Origin of the sequence: Streptomyces blattellae, assembly GCF_009709555.1 — a bacterium.
Classification (GTDB): Bacteria; Actinomycetota; Actinomycetes; order Streptomycetales; family Streptomycetaceae; genus Streptomyces; species Streptomyces blattellae.
On sequence record NZ_WJBG01000223.1, the window covers coordinates 1 to 18,314 of the forward strand.

An 18,314-nucleotide genomic window follows, 5' to 3' on the forward strand; every position below is an offset into this window, starting at 1 on the left:
TCAGACACCCCATGTCGTTTGGTGTCAAGCGGTATGGGGTTGTGCGTGGTGCGACCAGGCGGTTGCTTCGTCGTAGAGGGTGCGGGTCTTGAGGCATCCGTGGAGGATGCCGACGAGCCTGTTGCCGACCTGGCGGAGGGCAGAGTTGTAGCCGGCCTCGCGGGCTCGCTGCTTGTCGTAGTACCGGCGGGCGCCGGGTGAGGCCCGCAGGGCGGAGAACGCCTGGCGCTGAAGCGCGTCGGCGAGCCGGTTGTTGCGCACGTAGCGGGCCTGGACGGTGTGGCTCTTGCCGGAGGCCCGGGTAACGGGGCTGGTTCCGGCGTAGTTCTTGCGGGCCTTGGCGGAGCTGTAACGGGTGGGATCGTCCCCGAACTCGGCGAGCACCCGGGCGCCGGTGATCTCTCCGATGCCGGGCATGGAGAGGTAGATCTCAGCGTCCGGGTGCGCGAGAAAATGCGCCTTCACCTGCTCTTCCATCGCGGCTATCTGTTCGTTGAGGGCGATCAGGAGACGAGCATGGGCGGTCGTGGTGGCCCCGTAGGCGGCGGCCACCGGCTCGGGCAGTTCCAGGTGCTTCTCGCGCAAGGCGGCCTGGATGGCCCCGGCCTTCTGGTCCCGGTTGTGGCGTCGGGCGCGGGCCAAGATGGCGGTGATCTGGATGCGGGTGAGCCTGGCCGCCGCCTGGGGGGTGGGCGCCTTGATGAGCAGTTCCAGCGCGTCGGTGCTGGTCAGCTCCAGGCTCGCGTAGGCGTTCAGGGCTGCGGGGAAGTACTCGCGCAGCGTGTTGCGCAGTCGTTGGAAGGTGCGGGTGCGTTCCCAGATCAGGGTCTGGTGGGCGCGGGCGACGACCTTGACGGCCTGGGCCTGGTCGCTGTCGCCGGCGATGGGCCGCAGCTGGTCGCGGTCGATGCGGACCATGTCGGCCAGCGCGTGGGCGTCGCCTCTGTCGCTCTTGGCGCCGGAGGTGCTGTACCGCTCCTTGAACCGGGCGACCTGCCGAGGGTTGATCGCGTAGACCCGGTAGCCGGCCGCAAGCAGGGCCTGCACCCAGGTGCCGCGGTCCGTCTCGATCCCGACGATCACGTCGCAGGGGACGAGGTCCTCACCCGCATGCTTCGCCACAAGCTCGTGGAGCTTGGTGATACCGTCCGCGCCCTCGGGCAACCTTGCGGTCGCGAGGCGGCGGCCGGTGGTGTCCTGGACTTCGACATCGTGGTGGTCCTCGGCCCAGTCGTCGCCGATCAGCAGCAACTCATCCTCCAGGTCAGGTACTTCCCGGTCATGCAGCCCGCGGAAGACACGGCACGCGGCCTAATGGATCCAGTGCTCACGCTCAGCTCGGCGGGCACGCCACCCCATCAGCGGTCATGGCCTTCCGGCCAACCAGCAGGGGCACGGTCTGACCACAGAACTCACAGTGGTTCCGGCGACATAAGTGCTCACCTGCTGGCGGCTACGGCACCGAGTCTCTCCGACCCGGCAGCTCCCATTAGGCGGCTCGCCGAACGCTACGGCGGAACGGCCCGGGTCACCGCCCGCGCCGGCGGCGGCGCCGTCTTCACCGTCGTCCTGCCCGAGGCGCTCGCCCTCGACGACTTCGCCGAGGAGAGCACCCCCGTGTCCCCCGTGGTCTCGCTCGCCGCCTCAGGAGAGTCCAGATGATCGATGTCCTCGTCGTGGACGACGACTTCCACGTCGCCGAGATCAACGCCACATACGTCACCCAGGTACCCGGCTTCCGGGTTGCCGCCCGCGCCCACACCGCCGCCCACGCCCTGGCCACCCTTGGGCGCACCCACATCGACCTCGTCCTCCTCGACCACTACCTCCCCGACGAGACCGGGCTGACCCTGGTGCGCCGCATGCGGCAACTCGGCCACCACGCCGACGTCATCATGGTGACGGCGGCCAGCGACGTCGCCACCGTCCAGGCCGCCCTGCGGTACGGAGCCCTCCAGTACCTCGTCAAACCCTTCACCTTCGCCGCGCTGCGCGCCAAGCTCGACAGCTACACCACCCTCCGGCACGCCCTCGAAGACGTCGGCGGGCGCGGCCGGGCGGGCCAGGACCAGGTGGACCAGATCTTCAGCGCCCTGAGATCCACCGCCGAACCCCGCTCCACCCTCCCCAAGGGCTACTCCGCCCCCACCATCGACATCATCCGCCGCGCCCTGGACCAGGCAGGACAGCCCCTGTCCGCCCACGAGGTCGCCGAACGCACCGGCATCAGCCGGTCCACCGCCCAGCGCTACCTCAAATATCTCGAACGCGCCGGACGCATCGGCCTCACCCTCAAGTACGGCGAGACCGGCCGCCCCGAGCACCGATACGTATGGGCCGCGGACTGACCCGGAAAAGCGGACACGGGGGCGGACCGGTGTGGTTGAGGGCGCCCGGCGTGAGACCGGCTCGGGTTCCGGATCCGCCGCGTGATCACTGAGGGCCCGCCTGTGGTTGTCCGGCCCTTACGGGTACGGACCGGGCACGGACCGGGCACGGCCTCGGCCTATGTCGTTCTGCGATCCTTGCGCTGTGACAGCCACAGGGCGACCGCCTCCGAGATCGGCTGCCCTGTCTCCAGTTCGACGAAGCCGAACTGGCCGCCCTGATTGCACTCCAGGAACCACCAGATGCCGTCCTCGTCCTCGGCGAAGTCGAAGGCGGCGTACGCCAGTCCGGCAAGGGTGACGTACTCGTGCACCGACTTGCCGATGCGTTCGGGCACCGGGACCGCTTCCCAGGCGTGCCCGGTGTCGCCGTAGCGCCCGTCGACCTGGCCGGGTTCGGCGGCCTTCCGCGCGGCGAACAGGCGGGTGCCGACACAGGTCAGACGGATGTCGGCACGCTTGGGTATGTACCGCTGCAGCAGCGCAGGACCGGCTGCGACGGCGGAGAAGTCCGGGTCGGGGCCGACCAGGGTGGTGGGCAGAGCCAGCGCGGGGTCACCGGGCGGCGGTCCTGAAGCGGACTTCACCACCACGTCCCCGTGCTCCCTGGCGAACCGCTGTGCCAGGCGCGGGGAGGTGGTGATGGCAGTCGGCGGTACGGCGAAGCCGCTGACATGAGCCGTCCTCAACTGCCATGGCTTCAACCGGGCTTGATGGGCGTTGCGCGGATGGTTCATCCATCGCACAGAGGCGGAGTAGAGCATTCCGAACAGCGCCTGATGGGTCTCGGCGGTCAGCCACACCGATGGGCGGGCCGCGTGCGCGGCCGGTTCGCCGGGCCTGCGCACCCATACGGAGTCCAGGCCCCTCATGCTGAGCACATGTCCGTTCACCGACAGGTGACCCTCGAAGTCGCCACGGGTGTAATCCGCGGACATCAGGGCTTTGCCCGGCAGGTCGGCAGGGTCGAGCCGTATCACGGCCGCCCCCGTCTCGTGCAGTTTGGCCACCACCATGTCGGCGGTGACGTCCTCTTCGGACGTGAGGATCAGTACGGTCATCTCGGTTACGGATCGTCAGTCGCCTCGGTTACGGATCGTCAGTCGTCGAAGTGTGTCTGGGAACCGGCGGTGGATGTCGTCGTACCAGCGGCCAGGAGGAGGTCCGGATCACTGACGGCCGGGCGTCCGTCGGGAAGCACGTTCAGTTGAAGCGACTCGTCGAAACGGTATGGCGTCACCACGGTCGGAAGCGCTCTCGGGAGGGCGTAGTTGAGGGTGAACGGTCGCACTCGAAACCTCCAAGTCGGCACGCTGACTGCGCGCGGTCCCTCACACGTTCCTTGCGCGAGGAATTCATCACTTCTGCCATCTTCCAGAAAGGTCGTCACATCGCCCGTTGCTGCCTCACCTGCCTCATCTACATCACTGACATCAGAAACACTCAACTTCCCCATGACTTACACATCGAAATGGTTGCTGGAAACGTCACAGGGGCGGGGCCCGGGGTCGCTGACCAGCCGACGTGGTGACTCCATGCCTTTGCGATCTGCTCGGCAACGCCGTCCCGGCCGGTGAGCGGCCCGGCCGACGGGCGCGGGGGTTACTCGCCCTTCCCGTCGCCTGCCTGGCCGTTGCCGGACCCGTTGTCCGTGCCGTCGGTGTCGTTGCCGGGATTCCCGTTGCCCGACGTGCCGGTGTTCCCGGACGTGCCCGTGCCGGCGTCCGCGGCGCCCTCGCCGGGTCTGCCCGTGCCGCCGGACCCGCTCGGTGCGGCTGTCGCCCGCGCCAGCAGCTCGGCGCAGTACGCGGCGACCTTGCCCTCGCCGCCCGCCGCCGCGGTGAGCTGCTGCCAGGCAGTTGCGTCGAGCGCCTTGCCGCGGTCCTTGACCTGATCGTAGGCGCGGCAGTGGGCCTCGGTATCCGGGGCGGTGGCCGAGCCGTCCGTCGGTCCGCCGCCGCCGGAGGAAGCCGACGAGGTCCCAGCGCCCGGCCGGTCAGGGTCGGACACCGAGGGGCGCGGGGTTTTCCGGTCGGCACCGGCGTCGTCCGCGGACGAGCCGACCGAACCGATGCCCGCGACCGCGATGGCGCCCAGGGCGAGGCTGACGAACACAGCGGCGAACGTCGTCTTCACAGCGCGCCCGGCACGCCGCTGGGCGGGCAGCCGCCAGTCGTCCCGCCGCCGGGTACGCGCCCGACGCGTGCCCGCGTCGCGGGCGGCCCGGAAGGCGGTCACGGCCCGCCGCTCGGCCTCGGGGACGAGATCGCCTTCGCGCAGGACGGCGGCCAGCACCGTCTCCAGCGCGGTGTCGTCACGCCGGTCCCACGGGCCGGACGCGGTGTCGTCACGCCGGTCCCACGGGCCGGACGCGGTGTCGTCACGCCGGTCCCACGGGCCGGACGCGGCGTTGTCAGGGTGCACACGTCGACGGCCCGGCACTCCGTCGCCGCTCAGCCGTTCACCCATGTCCGCTTCCGTTCCTGTCCGACACGTTCGATTCACCTGGCGTTCCGGGCCCTGGTGCCTGTCCGCCGGGCCCACTGCCGCGGGCGTCGTTCATTTCGACTCCCCCAGCGTCCGAGAAGCCTCATCCGTCACACCTGTCGCCCGGCCCTCGATGCCCAACTGGTGGGCGAGGCGTTTCAGGCCCCGGTACGCGGCGGTGCGCACCGCCCCTGGTCGCTTGCCGAGGACGCGCGCGGCGGCGGTACCGTCCAGGCCGACGACGACCCGCAGGAGTACGGCCTCGGCCTGGTCCTTCGGCAGCCCGTGGACCAGTTCCAGGGCCCGCTCGGTGGAGAGGGTCTCCAGTGCCTGGTCATCGGTGCTGTGCGGGTCGGGCAGGTCCAGTACATCCTGCTCGGTCCCTCCCGACCGGGGCCGGACGTGCTGGCGGCGCAGATGGTCCAGTGCCCGGTGCCGGGCGATGGTCGACGTCCAGCCGCGGAAACCGGCCCCGTCCCCCTTGAAACGTCCGAGGTCACGGGCGATCTCCAGCCAGGCGTCGGACGCGACGTCCTCCGCGTCCTCGCCGACGAATCCGCGCAGATAGCCGAGCAGGCCCGGCTGCACGATCCGGTAGGCGACCGCGAAGGCGGCCTCGTCACCGTCCTGGGCCCGCGCGACTGCCGCGCCCAGTTCCCCGTCGTAGGTCTGTACGCGGCGGGGTTGCCGTGCCTGGCCCAAGATGGTCCTCGTTCGTACCTGGTTCACAGCTAGTCCGTTCCGTCCGGCGAGCCCCGGTGGCATCGACGGCCCATGGAGACCAGCGCGCGTTCCCACAGAAGTGTCACAACGCAACACACGTCCCGCACGTCGTCGCCCGGCAGCCCTGCCGCCCGCCGCCCTGTCGCCTGGCCGGCGAAGCCGCGAGGGCCGTCGTCAGCTCCAAGAAGAAGGCGGCGTAGGGACGTTGAGCCGGTCCGGATGCCGGGGCCGGACGGCTTCACGACTCAGCGACGCCCGGCGGATCCGGTGTTCGGACACCGGTGCGCGACCCGAGCCGTCCCGGCCGGGTGACGTATCGCTCCGGCCATGCGCTGTGTGAGTGCCGAGTCCACGCCGGACAGGCCGACGCTGATCGCTGATCGCTGATCGCTGGTCGTCAGGCTGGACGTCGGTGCCACGACCACTCCCGGAGCCCTCTCCGCGCCGCTCACGACTCCCCCTGGGAGCGGCATGGAGAGGGGGGCGGCCGGACCCCGACCACTGCACGGGGCTCCGGCCGCCCCACACACCGTTCGGACCGACGGCGGGCGGCCGGGCGCGGATCACGGAGCTCCGGCACGCGGAGTGCCCTCTCCCCGCGGCCGGTCAGCCCTGCTCCTCCATGCTCACCGGCCGGTCGTTCCTCAGCTCGGCGAAGAGCTTCTCCGCCTTCGCCGTGTCCCACTTCACGGCACTGCCCCTGGACGTGCTGAAGCCGGGGCCGGACACAGGGACGTTGAGCTGCCTGCCGTCGCCGCTTGAGACGCTGCTCATCGCCTGGAACAGCGATGCGAGTTTCGGCAGCTCCATGTCCTGGTCCACGACGAGGGTGTCCAGCGCCGCGCTCAAGGCGGGATACACACGGAAAGGATCGAGCGCGGTGCCCGGTGCGGCGGCCTTGCGGGCGAGGGCGGAGAGGAACTTCCGCTGGTTCCTCGACCGCCCCAGGTCGCCCTCCGCCTCCTGGTGCCTCTGCCGGACGAACGCCAGCGCCTGGGCGCCGTTCAGGTTGTGACAGCCCTTCCTCAGGTTCAGTCCCGACTTCGGGTCCGTGATGTCCCGGTCCCCGCACATCTCCACACCGCCCACCGCGTCCACCACACCGACGAACCCCGCGAAGCCGATCTCCGCGTAATGGTCGATCCGCAGGCCCGTGCTCAGCTCGATGGTCCGCACGAGCAGGCGGGGTCCGCCCAGGGAGTAGGCCGCGTTCAGCTTGTTCTTCGCCGGCCGGTAGCGCTTGCCCGTTTCGGGATCGAGGTACGACGGGAGGGTGACCCAGGAGTCGCGCGGCAGACTCACCATCGTGGTGCCGTGGGCGCCGGTGTGCAGGAGCATCATCGAATCGGTACGGCTGCCCCCGCCGCCACCGGCGTGCAGATCCTTCCTGGTCCGCTCGGACAGTCCGTCACGGCTGTCGGAGCCCACGATGAGGTACGTCGTCCCCTTCCCCTGCGGTGGACGGCCGGGGCCGCCGAGGTCGACCGCCCGGTCGAGCCGGAAGTCGGCCCAGGCGTAGGTGCCCAGGCCGGTGAGGAGAAGGGCGCAGAGCAGAAGGGCCAGCAGGCGTGCGACACGGCGGCGCCGGCTGGGGCGTACCCAGCGGGGCCGGGTGCTGTGGGTGTGGCCGCCGCCGGCCCGCTCGTCGTATGGGCGCGGGGCCGGTTCCTGGTACGGGCCCGGGATGTGTTCCTCGTACGGCCGTGCCTCCCCCGTGACGACGTCCCCCGTGACGACCTGTCCCGTGACGACCTCCCCCGTGACGACCTGTCCCGTGATCACGTGGGGCGCCCGCGTATCCCGGTCACTCATGGGTCGAACCAACTCCGATCATCCAGATCACCTCGACGACAGCTCCTTTGCGGCGACCGGCTGTCTCAGCTGCTCCGTCGCGGCCGTCCCGGAGCGCTGCATGCGCTGCCACTTCAGCCGGGTGCCGCCCAGGAAGGCGACCACGGACTGGATGACGACCAGATACATCAACTGCCGGTAGACGAAGAGCTGGAACGGCATCGACCACAGCGCCCGCAGCTTCTCGCCGTCGAGCCGCAACGCGTAACCGGCGCAGAGGAGTTGGACGGCGAGAAAGGCGAACCACACCCCCAGCGACTGCACATGATCCTGGAAGAGCACTCCGTACAGCGCGAAGAGGTCGACGACCGGGGCGATCAGCGGCAGGATCACCTGAAAGAGCGTCAGATGCGTCAGTCCGCGGCGGCCGAAGCGTCCGGCCGGGCCCACTTCGCGGACGGCTCCGCGGTGCTTCCACATCGCCTGGAGCGTGCCGTAGCACCAGCGGTAGCGCTGCCGCCACAACTGGCGCAGCGAGGTGGGCACTTCGGTCCAGGCGACGGCCGACTCCTCGTAGATCACCCGCCAGCCGGCCCGCCACAGGGCCATCGTGAGGTCGGTGTCCTCGGCAGGGGTGTCCTCGCTGACGCCGCCGACCCCCAGAAGCGCGTCCCGGCGGAAGGCGCCGATGGCTCCCGGAACCGTCGGCATGCACTCCAGCACCTCGAACATCCGCCGGTCGAGGTTGAAGCCGAAGACGTACTCCAGGTGCTGCCATCTGCCGAGCAGCCCGCGCCGGTTGCCGACCTTGGTGTTGCCGCTGACGGCGCCGACGGCCGGGTGTGCGAGCGGCTGGATGAGCCGGTGCAGGGCGTCGGCCTCGAAGACGGTGTCGGCGTCGACCATCACCACGATGTCGTACGACGCGTTCGCCAGACCGGTGTTGAGTGCGGCCGCCTTGCCTGAATTGGGCTGCCGGATCACCCGTACGCGGGGGTCGTTGATCCAGGTGGCGAGGTCCGCGGTCTGATCCGTCGAGCCGTCGTCGATGACGATGACCTCAAGGTACGGGTGCGTGGACGCGAGCAGCGAATGGAGGGTGGACTCGATGCCGGCCTCTTCGTTGTACGCCGGTACGAGCACCGTCACCGGTGCGTCGACCTCCCGCAGCCAGGGCGAGCCGGGGCGGAAGCGGGTGAGGCGACGGACGTGGGCACGGGCGAAGACGGTCAGCATCAGAAGCCGCAGCATGCCCAGCACGCCCAGCGCCAGCAGTCAGGGCCAGCAGCCGCCAGTGCGCGCGGAACTCGCGGGAACGGGCGTGCCGACGCCGTGCGGAACGGCTCACGCCACGCTCCTCGGAGTGACGTTAATCACATCCAAATCGGGGCCTGTTCGGCCGGAGTCGGGGGCGGCGGCAGATGATCCGGGGGGAATCCGGGTCGGCGAGCCGGGCGCGTGCCGGAGACCGCGCGCATCGGTGGAGGACGTCGGACTGGCGGCGCGGACGGTGATGAGTGCGGTGGCGCTCCACGTGCTCTTCGCAGAGGTGTCGAAGGTGTCGGCACCCGATGAAGGGTGATGCGTTATCTGCCGGTTTGTCTTCCGGCTGAGCTGTTGCATGGGCGGCGAGTGTAGCCACAGGCGATGCCGTGGCGTGTCCGAAACGGGCGGGCGGCCACCGCGACCCGGAGGGTGTGACGCTCGGCCCCACCGGTGCGCTGGACTAGGTGGATAAGGGGAAGTGGGCCCTGGACAAGGGGAAGTGGACCCTGGACAAGGGGAAGTGGACCCTGGACAAGGGGAAGTGGACCCTGGACAAGGGGAAGTGGACCCTCGTACCCCCTCCCCTCGAAGTGGATCTCCTGGAGGCCGCGCCCCGCCTGCACCGACTGTTTTCGGCCATCCGATCGGTGTGCGGTGCCGGGCGCCAAGACAAGCAGAGGAAAGTCCGGCCTTGGGTGACCACCCAGCACAGCCGGACGGGAAGACGGCAGGCCATATGCCGGATCCGTCCCCGGCGGCACCCCCGCCGACGCTCTCCCTCTCCTGGGCGGGGCGCGCGCACCGTGCTGTGGCTGTGGTGGCACACCACCCCGGCCCCGCCGCCACGACCACCGCCGACCGGCTGGGCGCCGAGGCCGGGCAGTTCTTCCGCCGGTGGTCCCTGACGAAGGGCCGAAACCAAGGGCATCGACCGGATCGAGCCGGCCATCCGGATCGAGCCGGCCATCCGGATCGGCCTGGCGGCCCTGGGCGTGGCAGGGCTGGACCGTGCCTGGGATGGCCGGTGCCGACGGCCGTCAGCACGTACGCGGCCACGGGCCGGCGTCGAGCGAACGGACACCTCGGCGTCATCCGTTCGCACGGCGCCCAGGGCGCGGGGCTCGGAGGAAGGCACTGGCTGTGTTGCCGCACGGGCTCGCAGACGTGGGCGACGGCTCCGTTCGGCCGCCACCGGCCGTGGGCGCTGTCAGCCGTCGGCGGGCAGCGGGGTGCTGAAGTCGAGGATGGCGCCGTGTGGCTGGTTCGGGGTGAGGCTGAAGGTGCCGCCGAGTTCCTGGGCGCGGGTGCGGAGGTTGGACAGGCCGCTGCTGCGGGTGACGGCCGGGTCGATGCCGCGGCCGTTGTCGGCCACGGTCAACCGTACGGAGGTGTCGGTGACCTCGATGCTGACGTCGACGACGGTGGCTCGGGCGTGGCGGGCGGTGTTGGACAGGGCCTCGCGCAGTACCGCCAACAGGTGGTCGGCGATGTGGCCGGGGACCCGGGTTTCCAGCAGGCCGTCCATGCGCAGGGCCGGGGCGAAGCCGAGGGGCTCGGTGGCCTGTTCGCATTCGGCGAGCAGCTTCGTGCGCAGGCGGCCGTCCTGGCCGCAGTGGGTCTCGCGCAGGGCGTAGATGGTGGTGCGGATGGTCTTGATGGTGTCGTCGAGGTCGTTCATGACCCGTTCGACGCGTTCGATGCCTTGCGTGGGGCCGGTCAGCCGGGCGAGCGCGGACTGCAGGGTAAGGCCGCTGGCGAACAGCCGCTGGATGACCAGGTCGTGCAGGTCGCGGGCGATGCGGTCGCGTTCGGCCAGTACCTCGCGGTCGGCGCGGGCGGTGGTCAGTTCGGTCTGGGCGGCGAGCTGGTGGGTGATGTCCCGTGCCGTTGTGGAGTAGCCGATCAGGGCGCCGTCTGCGTCCCGCATCGCCGAGACGGTGACGGCCACGTCGACCACGGTGTCGTCCGCACGGCGCCAGCGGCTCTGGTGGGAGTCGGCGTGGCCGTGGGAGCGGATCTGTTCCACCGCGGCCTGGAAGGCGTCCAGTGCCGGTCCGGGCATGAGGGTGTCGATCTTCTGTCCGACGAGGTGCTGCTCGGTGTGGCCGAGCAGCCGTCCGGCGCCCGGGTTCCAGGTCTGGATGCGGAGGACGGGGTCGACCGAGATCATGGCGTCGTCGGAGGAGGCCACGATGGCGGCGAGCCGTGCCTCCGCGCGCCGGGCGGTCTCCAGCTCGGTGTGCAGGGCGATCAGGCCACGGTTGGTGTCGTCGAGTTCCTGACGCAGGTCCTCGATCAGGAGTGCGCGGTCCTCTGGTTCGGCTTGCTGCGCGACGGTGTCGTGCGCCCGCGTGGCATGTGCGCCGTCGGTGGGCTGGGGGTCGCGTGCGTGCCCCATGCCCGACCGTCCTTCGTCGCTGGTGCCCTGAGTGGGGTTCATCATGCCACCCCGATGTTGTCGCGGACCACGAGCACGGTGGCGTCGTCGGTGGGCCGGCCGTGGTCACGGTGCAGGACCGCGGCGATGACCGCCGGATGGTGTTCCAGCAGTCGTGGGTGGCCGTCCAGGTGCCAGCTGGAGCGGATCCCGTCGGAGACCAGGATCAGGGTCGCCCCGGCCTCCCACGGGCAGTGCTGAAGACGGGTGGTGGGAACGGGCAGGTGGGTGCCGAGGGTGCCGGGGCGGTCCAGCAGATGGACACGGCGGCCGCCGGTCAGGACGCGTCCGGTGATGTTGCCGACCGCCGCAAAGGTGAGTCCGCTGCGTTCGGGGTCGATCAGGCACGCCCCCAGGACGCCGCCGCGGGTGCCGTGCATAGCCTCATGGCTGTGCCGGATGAGGCGGTCGAGGTCGGTGACCGGGGTCTGCTCGAACGCAGTGATCGCGGCGCGTGCCGCGAGGGCGGCGGCGGGGCCGTGTCCGAGGCCGTCGACGACAAGGGCGGCGAGCCGCGGGCTCGGGGCGACTGCCCAGGCGTCCCCGGACTCGCCGTCACCGCCGAGGGGGATGTTGACCCCGCCGAAACGCCACCTGCTGTTTGTGCTTGTGCTTGTGCCTGTGCCTGTGCCTGTGCCGCCGGTGCCGAGGCGGGCGTAGACGACCGTGCCGAGCCGGGTGGAGTACCAGTCGAACTCGGTGGCGTTGCGGCGTACCACGTCCAGCCCGGCGTTCAGCCCGCATCCCCCGGACGGCGGGGGCACGTTCACCGACGTGGTGAGGGCAGCGGTGCTCAGGCCCGGACCGTGGTCGACGGAGATGAGTTCGATCCCGTCCCCGGCCCTGCGGGCCAGCACATACCCGCCGGGGTGGGCGTGCCGTACCAGGTTGGTGCCCAGTTCGGTGGCCACCAGTTCGGCCACGCCCGCGCGCAGGCCGCGCTGTCCGGCGGCCATCCGGGCCACCGCCCGGCGCAGGGCGCCCACGTCCTCCTCGGCCCCGACCGCATGGCGGCGGTGCTCGCTCTCGCTCTTGCTCAGCGCGGTCACACCCGCACCGCCGTCACCGTTGCCATTTCACGATCACCACGGTGGTGCCCGATCCGGGTGCGGAGGTGAGGGTCATGTCGTCCACCAGGCGTCGCGAGCCCGGCAGACCCAGCCCCATGCTGCCGCTGCTGCTGAAGCCGTCGGCCAGTGCCGCCTCGATGTCGTCGATGCCGGGGCCGCCGTCGGCGAACGTGGCCCGCACCCCCTGCCGGCCCTGCTGGTGCACCCGCTCGACGCTGACCCGGCCGCGGCCTCCGGTGGCGTAATTGAGGATGTTGCGGGCCAGCTCGCTTCCAGCCGTGATCAGTTTGGTCGCGTCGACCAGGTTCAGCCCCGCCGTCTGGGCCTCGGCGCGCAGCACTTTGCGGACCCGGATCAGGTCGGCCTCGTGTGCGATCTCGAAGACGGCCGGTTCCCGGTCCGTGGCGGCGTGCGTGGTCACGGCCGGTCCGCGCCGGCGTCGTCGTGGCGCAGCCGGCGCAGCAGCGCCAGCCCCTGTTCGGCGTTGAGAGCGGTGTCCAGGTGTCCCATGGGCACGCCGAGTTCGACCAGGGTGATCGCGACCGCGGGCTGTATCCCGACCACGGCCGCCTGTGCGCCCAGCAGCCGGACCATCGCCACGATCCGGGCCAGGACCCGGGCGATGAAGGAGTCGACCACGCTCAGCCGGCTGACGTCGATCAGCATGCCGGTCGCGGAGGTGTGGGCGATCTCGCGGGTGAGCTGCTCCTCGATCTGGATCACGGTGGTGTCGTCGAGGTCGCCCTGGAGCGCCACCAGCAGCGTGTCGCCGATCTTCATGACGGGCACGACGTCGTCGGTCACCGCGGCTCCCCGGCGGTCAGGGCGCGGGCGGCCGTGGCCGCGGTTCCGGCCCGCTCGGCCAGTACCGCGAGGGCGAGCTGGAGGGCGTCCTGCAAGGTGTTGCGCGAGCGCAGGCGGCCCATGTCGATGCCCAAGTGGACCATGGACTGGGCGGTCTCCGGCCGTACGCCGCTCATGATGCTCACGGTGCCCATGAGCGCCGCTGCCTGAACGGTCTTCAGCAGGTGCTGGGCGACCTGGGTGTCGATGGTGGGCACCCCGCTGATGTCCAGGATGGCGACCTCGGCCTGGGTCTGGGCGATCTTCTCCAGCATCCCTCGGTCAGCCGGGTGGCCCGCAGCGTGTCCAGCGTCCCGATGATCGGCAGGGCGAGCACCTTGTCCCACACCTGGATCACCGGCGTGGACAGCTCCAGGATCTCGTCGCGCTGGCGCTGGAGGCGCTGCTCGGTCTCCCGGCGCTCGGTGACGTCCCGGATCGCCGCCGCCACCAGCATCCCCTCGGCCGTCTTCAGAGGGCTCAGGCTGATCTCGACGGGGAACTCGGTGCCGTCGCGGCGCATGCCCCACAGTTCCAGCCCGGCGCCCATCGGCCGCAGTTGCGGGTGGGCGAGAAAGCCGGAGCGGTGGCCGATGTGGCGGTCGCGGAACCGCGGCGGCACCAGCACCTCGATCTCCCGGCCCACCAACTCCTCGCGCTCGAAGCCGAACAGCGTCTCGGTCTGCCGGTTGACCAGGACGATCCGCGCGTCGGCACCGACGATCACCATGGCGTCCGGGGCCGACTGAAGCAGGCCGTGAAACAGCGATTCGGCCCGTGCGGACTCGGTGACGTCCCGCAGGATCTCGACGAAGCCGGTCACCGCGCCGTCCTCGCCCCGGAGCGGCGTGAGGGTGATGTGCGCGAGGAACCGCTCGCCGTCCTTGCGGACCCACCAGCCCTGGAACTCCTGCTGGCCGTCCTGCCGGACCGATTCCAGTTCCTGCTCCAGCAGCCCGGCGCCGCGGTCCTTCTCGGTGCGCAGCAGCGACAACGGCCGTCCCACGACCTCGGTCTGGGCGTAGCCCGTCATCGCCTGGGCACTGCGACTCCAACGGACCACCTCGCCGCCCGGCCCCAGCTTGATGACGGCACGGTCTGTGATCGCGTCCAGCATTGCTTCAAGATCACGCAGGCTCGTCTGCGGATCCTGGCCATCTCCTGGTGGCGTCGTCATGCCCGGCCGCCCTTCGCCTCGTCAATTCCCTCGCCGGGCACCCTGATTGGCAGCGCCCACCTGATCCTCGCCGGGTCTGATGCTACCGGGACCAGGCCCGCGACGATCAGCTCCTGGTCCACCCGCCGTCTACCGTACGGCGTCTCCTGGGGCAGGCTGCGCTCTCTCGCGCGTGCTGGAGTACTCGGGATGTCCGCACCGGTCTTCGATGGCGGAGACGGCGCGGTACGCGCTGCGCCCCTGCCCCCTGCGTCGCCCGCATCGTCGTCGGTTGTGACTAGGGCGAGACCGTCTCGGCCGGAGTTCCGCTCCGCCGTTGCCGGCAACCCGGTGCGAACGACCGGCCTGCTGATCCTTTTTCAACCGCCCGCCCCTGGCGTCGTGTTGCTGATCCTGTTCTCGCCGTTCGCACGTCTGGCGGACGTGCCCGCCGTATCGATCGGCTGCCTCGCCCGCCCCTGCATCGTCTGCCGCAGCCGGGGCGTGCGGCCGGGGGTGCTGGGTTACGGGTCGCCCTGCCACGGCATGCTGTGGCAGGGGCACTTTCCCGCGCCGGGTCAGATCACCAGTGGCCCAGGACCTTGAGCCACAGCGCGCCCACACCTCTCCAGATGACGATGCCGTCGATCGCGGCGGCGAGTCCGGTGCGTCGCCATTCGGTGAGGGTGACGTAGTCGGCGCCGAAGCGGACCGGGGCGGGTCCGGAGGCGTAGTGGGGCAGGCCGCGCCGTACAGGGAGCTGATGACGCCGGGCACCAGGGCGGCCATCACGGGCGGGGACGCCGGTGGCGGCGGCGAGACCAGAGACGTGCCTCCACCATGACGTCGGCTGGGAATCACCGCTCTTGTCCTGGAACGGCTCTGTGGTTGCGGCCCGTTCGGCCTCGAACAAGGCCCGAAGGGCTCAGGCCCGCCACCCCCGGCGGGAGGGAGGGTGATCAGGCAGCGATGTCAGGCATGAGGAGGGCCGTCACGTGAGCGACTCGGCACGCCGGGAAGGCGTCTCCCGCCAGCGGCATGAACCGCCGAAGTCCGTGGTCCACCGCAATCCCGAGGCAGCGTGGCCGGTGCGCGTGTACCGGCGCTCGGTGCCGGCACGCCTCAGACGGGCCGTGGTGGCCCGTACGACTCCGCAGGCACGCGCCCGTGTCAAGCAGCGGTTCGCGAGGGTGCCGTCCGTGCGTCTCCTGCTCGGCCGGGTGCGCGCGGTCTGGCTGTTGCGCAGGCATCCTGGCCTGTTCACGGCGGCGGATGTGGAGGTGCGGCTGGTGCGCGGCGTGCCCAAGGCCGTCCTGGTACGCCCCGGCATCTCGCCCTTGGCGGCGCGTGATGCCAACGCGTCGGCGGTCCGCGCGGCCTTCGAGGACGCGGGCATCGACTACTTCTGCGTCCGCGGCCGCAGCAACACCGCCGCGGTCGTCGCCGTCGCCGCCGAGGACCGGGCCGCGGCCCGTCGCGCGCTGGCCGAGACGTGCCGGATGCGGCCCGGCTACGTCTGCGCCGTCGACGGGCACCGGCGTGGGCGGCGTGCCACCCGGCCGGGTTTCCGCCCTGGCACGTGGCGGCGGCTCGCCCAGGCGGACGTACTCCGTGTGACCTGGTACTACGGCGCCGCGAAGGGGCAGCTGACCTTCGGGCCCAAGTACGGCTGCGACATCGAGTTCTGGGCCACGGACGGGGACACCCTGGTGGCACCGCGCCCGAACCGCACGGCCGAGCAGGTACCCCGCGCCGACTTGGCGGTGTACGCCCCGGACTCCCTGTTCACCGCGCTGGCACCCGCCGACCGCCCGCTGCCGCGGGTGCGCACCCGCGCGGAGTTCGCCCGGCCGGGGTGCGAGGACGTCCGGTTCCCCATCGACGTCGTGTACACCTGGGTGGACGGGCACGACGCGCAGTGGCAGCGGCGCCGTGCCGCCTGCGCGGGGCAGGCGTACCACGAGGAGGCCACGAACGCGGCGCGCTACCTCAACCGCGACGAACTTCGCTACTCTCTGCGCTCGCTGAGCCAGTACGCCCCCTGGGTGCGCACGGTGTACCTGGTCACCGACGACCAGATCCCGCCCTGGCTGGACGGCAGCGTGCCGAACCTACGCGTCATCAGCCACAAGGAGATCTTCAGCGATCCGAGCCTGCTGCCGACGTTCAACTCACACGCCATCGAAAGCCAACTGCACCACATCGACGGCCTGTCCGAGCACTTCCTCTACTTCAACGACGACGTGTTCCTGGGCCGGCCCACCGTCCCCCAGGACTTCTTCCTCGCAGGCGGCCTGACCAAGTTCTTCCCGTCCGCCGTGCTCATCCCTCCGGGCGTGCCGACCGAGCTGGACGTGCCGGTCGCGGCCGCGGGCAAGAACAACCGCGTCCTGATCGAAGCCGCCTTCGGCACGGTCATCAGCCACAAGATGAAGCACACCCCGCATGCGCTGCGGCGCAGCGTCCTGTACGAGATCGAGGCCAGATTCCCGGCACAGCACCACGCCACCGCCGGTCACCGCTTCCGCAGCCTCGACGACCTGTCGATCGCCTCGTCCCTGCACCACTACTACGCTTTCCACACCGCGCGCGCCGTGCCCGCCCGCCTGCGCTACGCCTACCTCGACGTGTCCCACCCCGCACTGGCCGCCCGCCTCGCAACCCTGCTGGCCCGCCGGGACAGGCAGGTGTTCTGCCTGAACGACACCGTCTCCGGCGAGCAGGAACTCGATACCCAGCAAGCCCTGCTCGCCGCTTTCCTGGAGGCGTACTTCCCCGTCTCCGGCCCCTACGAACTCAGCCCACGCAGGCCCTGAACACGTCGAAGGCGGTCCCGGGGCCGACGAGGCGGGGGCGGGGCCGTGCCTGAGCCGGTCCTCGGGGGCGGGTGAGTCAGTCGGGGCCGCTCCAGTCGAAGGGGAAGTGCTTGCTCGACTTGCCGGAGCGGTCCCAGGAGAAGCCGAACGCGTCCGCGTGGTCGACGGCGGCCCGGCCCCACGTGGCGACCTGGCCCGGCCCGACCTCGGCGCCCGGGGCGTTGTGGACTTGGACACGCGCGCCGTCGGCGGTGGTCGGACCGGTCAGTGCCTCGCCGGCCGCCGTGACCCGGCCGGGGATCTCGGCCCGCCAGGTGGCGAGGTCCTCGTCTATCTCGACGTGTATGGGTGCGACGTCCATGCCGCGCATCTCGGGGTGGAACATCTCCCCGAACCGCGCCGGCCAGCCACCCGCCTCACCGCCGAAGACAGCCCCGAGAGCGCCGCGCTGCTGGTCGTCGGCGCGTTCGTCCAGGAAGACCGCGGCGTACGGGTCGCTGTGCTCGCCGGCCCAGACGTTGCCCGTGAAGGAGCCGAGCATCAGGACGTTCAGGCCGTCGAGCCGGACGTCGCCGTAGCTGCCCTCCCGGATGTGCCAGACCAGGACACCTTCGCAGTCCCCGTAGGTCGGGGGCTGCGCGAAGGTGCACGGACAGGGGATGGCGCACTTGCACACATCGAACCAGTCGCCGGCCAGATGCCAGCGCGTCGCAGTCGTGGGCTGTTCTGTCATCTCGCTTCCCTCCTGCCGAGCCCCATGAGCTCACTGGGAGTGGCGAGACCGCGTGTGCCGAGCCCGGTCCCGGTCCCGGGATCGGGAGACGGTCTCTCTCTCAGCTTGCACCTCCCGTCCCCGGCGCGGAACCCGCCCAGGGGCGGGGGATCACATGTCCATCGACGGCATCGAGTCCTGCAGCCCCGGCAGCAGCCAGTCCTGGAAGGGCGCGAGCACGGCCAGAACCACGAATACGACGCCCACGGCACGGGCGAGCAGTGGGCCCCGGGACCACAGCTTCTCCACGAAGATCACCACGGCCAGCCCGGCCATCGCCGCCACGTTCATCACGCCCAACGGCACGAGGACGACCATCAGCCCGGCGCAGCAGCCGACGCAGTAGGCGCCATGGTGGAGGCCCACCCGCAGGTCGCGGGCCGGCTCTCGGAAGCCGGAGTAGTGCACCAGGTGGCCCAGGGGGTCGCGGCAGTGCCGCAGGCAGACGGACTTCAGGGGGCCCAGCTGGTAGAGGCCCGCGAGCAGGAAGGCGACCGAGCCGGTCCAGCGACCGGCCGTGGGGTGATCGTCCACGAGGCTGCCGGTGAGGGCCAGGGCCGCGTAGG

Annotated in this window: 17 protein-coding genes and 2 pseudogenes; 3 read left to right on the forward strand and 16 right to left on the reverse strand. The window is 70.8% G+C overall.

Features of this window, described 5'->3' with window-relative positions; translation table 11 throughout:
- Window positions 1-24: 24 nt before the first annotated feature.
- Complete coding sequence (locus GFH49_RS32010) at window positions 25-1,251, reverse strand: IS110 family RNA-guided transposase (protein WP_155053965.1); 1,227 nt, start codon at window positions 1,249-1,251, stop codon at window positions 25-27.
- A 231-nt stretch (window positions 1,252-1,482) separates the two neighbouring features.
- On the opposite strand from GFH49_RS32010, the pseudogene GFH49_RS41770 reads away from it, so the two are divergent.
- Window positions 1,483-1,662: pseudogene (locus tag GFH49_RS41770) on the forward strand (histidine kinase); the annotation flags it as partial.
- Window positions 1,659-2,348 (forward strand): response regulator, encoded by a 690-nt coding sequence (locus GFH49_RS32020; RefSeq protein WP_155059565.1) that lies wholly within the window; start codon window positions 1,659-1,661, stop codon window positions 2,346-2,348. The pseudogene GFH49_RS41770 and the gene GFH49_RS32020, both read left to right, overlap by 4 nt.
- A 158-nt stretch (window positions 2,349-2,506) precedes the next feature.
- Here GFH49_RS32020 and GFH49_RS32025 read toward each other — a convergent pair whose 3' ends face one another.
- The 13 genes and pseudogenes from GFH49_RS32025 to GFH49_RS32080 all read right to left on the reverse strand — a co-directional run bounded on the left by GFH49_RS32025 (window position 2,507) and on the right by GFH49_RS32080 (window position 15,073).
- Window positions 2,507-3,448 carry an MvdC/MvdD family ATP grasp protein gene (locus GFH49_RS32025; RefSeq protein WP_196218187.1) on the reverse strand — a complete coding sequence of 314 codons (942 nt, stop codon included), beginning with the start codon at window positions 3,446-3,448 and terminating at the stop codon, window positions 2,507-2,509.
- Window positions 3,449-3,486: 38 nt separating this feature from the next.
- The gene (gene tgmA, locus GFH49_RS32030) at window positions 3,487-3,678 is read right to left on the reverse strand and encodes a putative ATP-grasp-modified RiPP (protein WP_155059574.1); all 192 of its coding nucleotides are present in this window, start codon (window positions 3,676-3,678) and stop codon (window positions 3,487-3,489) included.
- A gap of 311 nt (window positions 3,679-3,989) precedes the next feature.
- A complete protein-coding gene (locus GFH49_RS32035) occupies window positions 3,990-4,856 on the reverse strand; it encodes a hypothetical protein (protein ID WP_196218188.1) in 867 nt (288 codons plus the stop codon).
- Between the two features lie 90 nt (window positions 4,857-4,946).
- A complete protein-coding gene (locus GFH49_RS32040) occupies window positions 4,947-5,576 on the reverse strand; it encodes an RNA polymerase sigma factor (protein WP_196218189.1) in 630 nt (209 codons plus the stop codon).
- Between the two features lie 627 nt (window positions 5,577-6,203).
- Entirely contained in the window at window positions 6,204-7,409 is a 1,206-nt protein-coding gene (locus tag GFH49_RS32045) for an LCP family protein (RefSeq protein ID WP_155059567.1), read from the reverse strand.
- Window positions 7,410-7,436: 27 nt separating this feature from the next.
- A pseudogene (locus tag GFH49_RS32050) lies at window positions 7,437-8,663 on the reverse strand (glycosyltransferase family 2 protein); the annotation flags it as partial.
- A 1,198-nt stretch (window positions 8,664-9,861) separates the two neighbouring features.
- Window positions 9,862-11,052 carry a PAS domain-containing sensor histidine kinase gene (locus GFH49_RS32055; RefSeq protein WP_196218190.1) on the reverse strand — a complete coding sequence of 397 codons (1,191 nt, stop codon included), beginning with the start codon at window positions 11,050-11,052 and terminating at the stop codon, window positions 9,862-9,864.
- Window positions 11,053-11,093: 41 nt separating this feature from the next.
- The gene (locus GFH49_RS32060) at window positions 11,094-12,140 is read right to left on the reverse strand and encodes a SpoIIE family protein phosphatase (protein WP_230396619.1); all 1,047 of its coding nucleotides are present in this window, start codon (window positions 12,138-12,140) and stop codon (window positions 11,094-11,096) included.
- A gap of 13 nt (window positions 12,141-12,153) precedes the next feature.
- Window positions 12,154-12,582 (reverse strand): anti-sigma regulatory factor, encoded by a 429-nt coding sequence (locus tag GFH49_RS32065; protein ID WP_230396620.1) that lies wholly within the window; start codon window positions 12,580-12,582, stop codon window positions 12,154-12,156.
- The gene (locus GFH49_RS32070) at window positions 12,579-12,965 is read right to left on the reverse strand and encodes an STAS domain-containing protein (RefSeq protein WP_155059569.1); all 387 of its coding nucleotides are present in this window, start codon (window positions 12,963-12,965) and stop codon (window positions 12,579-12,581) included. The genes GFH49_RS32065 and GFH49_RS32070 overlap by 4 nt, the downstream gene beginning before the upstream one ends.
- Window positions 12,962-13,222 carry an STAS domain-containing protein gene (locus tag GFH49_RS40660; protein WP_230396621.1) on the reverse strand — a complete coding sequence of 87 codons (261 nt, stop codon included), beginning with the start codon at window positions 13,220-13,222 and terminating at the stop codon, window positions 12,962-12,964. The genes GFH49_RS32070 and GFH49_RS40660 overlap by 4 nt, the downstream gene beginning before the upstream one ends.
- On the reverse strand, window positions 13,183-14,181 hold the full coding sequence (locus GFH49_RS32075) for a PAS domain S-box protein (RefSeq protein WP_230396622.1): 999 nt from the start codon (window positions 14,179-14,181) through the stop codon (window positions 13,183-13,185). Before GFH49_RS32075 ends, GFH49_RS40660 begins: the two co-directional genes overlap by 40 nt.
- 562 nt (window positions 14,182-14,743) lie before the next feature.
- Complete coding sequence (locus tag GFH49_RS32080) at window positions 14,744-15,073, reverse strand: anion permease (protein ID WP_155059570.1); 330 nt, start codon at window positions 15,071-15,073, stop codon at window positions 14,744-14,746.
- A 142-nt stretch (window positions 15,074-15,215) separates the two neighbouring features.
- On the opposite strand from GFH49_RS32080, the gene GFH49_RS32085 reads away from it, so the two are divergent.
- On the forward strand, window positions 15,216-16,976 hold the full coding sequence (locus tag GFH49_RS32085; RefSeq protein ID WP_196218192.1) for a stealth family protein: 1,761 nt from the start codon (window positions 15,216-15,218) through the stop codon (window positions 16,974-16,976).
- A 76-nt stretch (window positions 16,977-17,052) separates the two neighbouring features.
- Here GFH49_RS32085 and GFH49_RS32090 read toward each other — a convergent pair whose 3' ends face one another.
- Window positions 17,053-17,709: a DUF1326 domain-containing protein gene (locus tag GFH49_RS32090; protein WP_155059572.1), complete on the reverse strand. Its 657-nt coding sequence runs from the start codon at window positions 17,707-17,709 to the stop codon at window positions 17,053-17,055.
- 150 nt (window positions 17,710-17,859) lie between these two features.
- Window positions 17,860-18,314 (reverse strand): DUF2182 domain-containing protein (locus GFH49_RS32095; protein WP_196218191.1); only part of this gene is annotated, 455 nt, incomplete at its 5' end.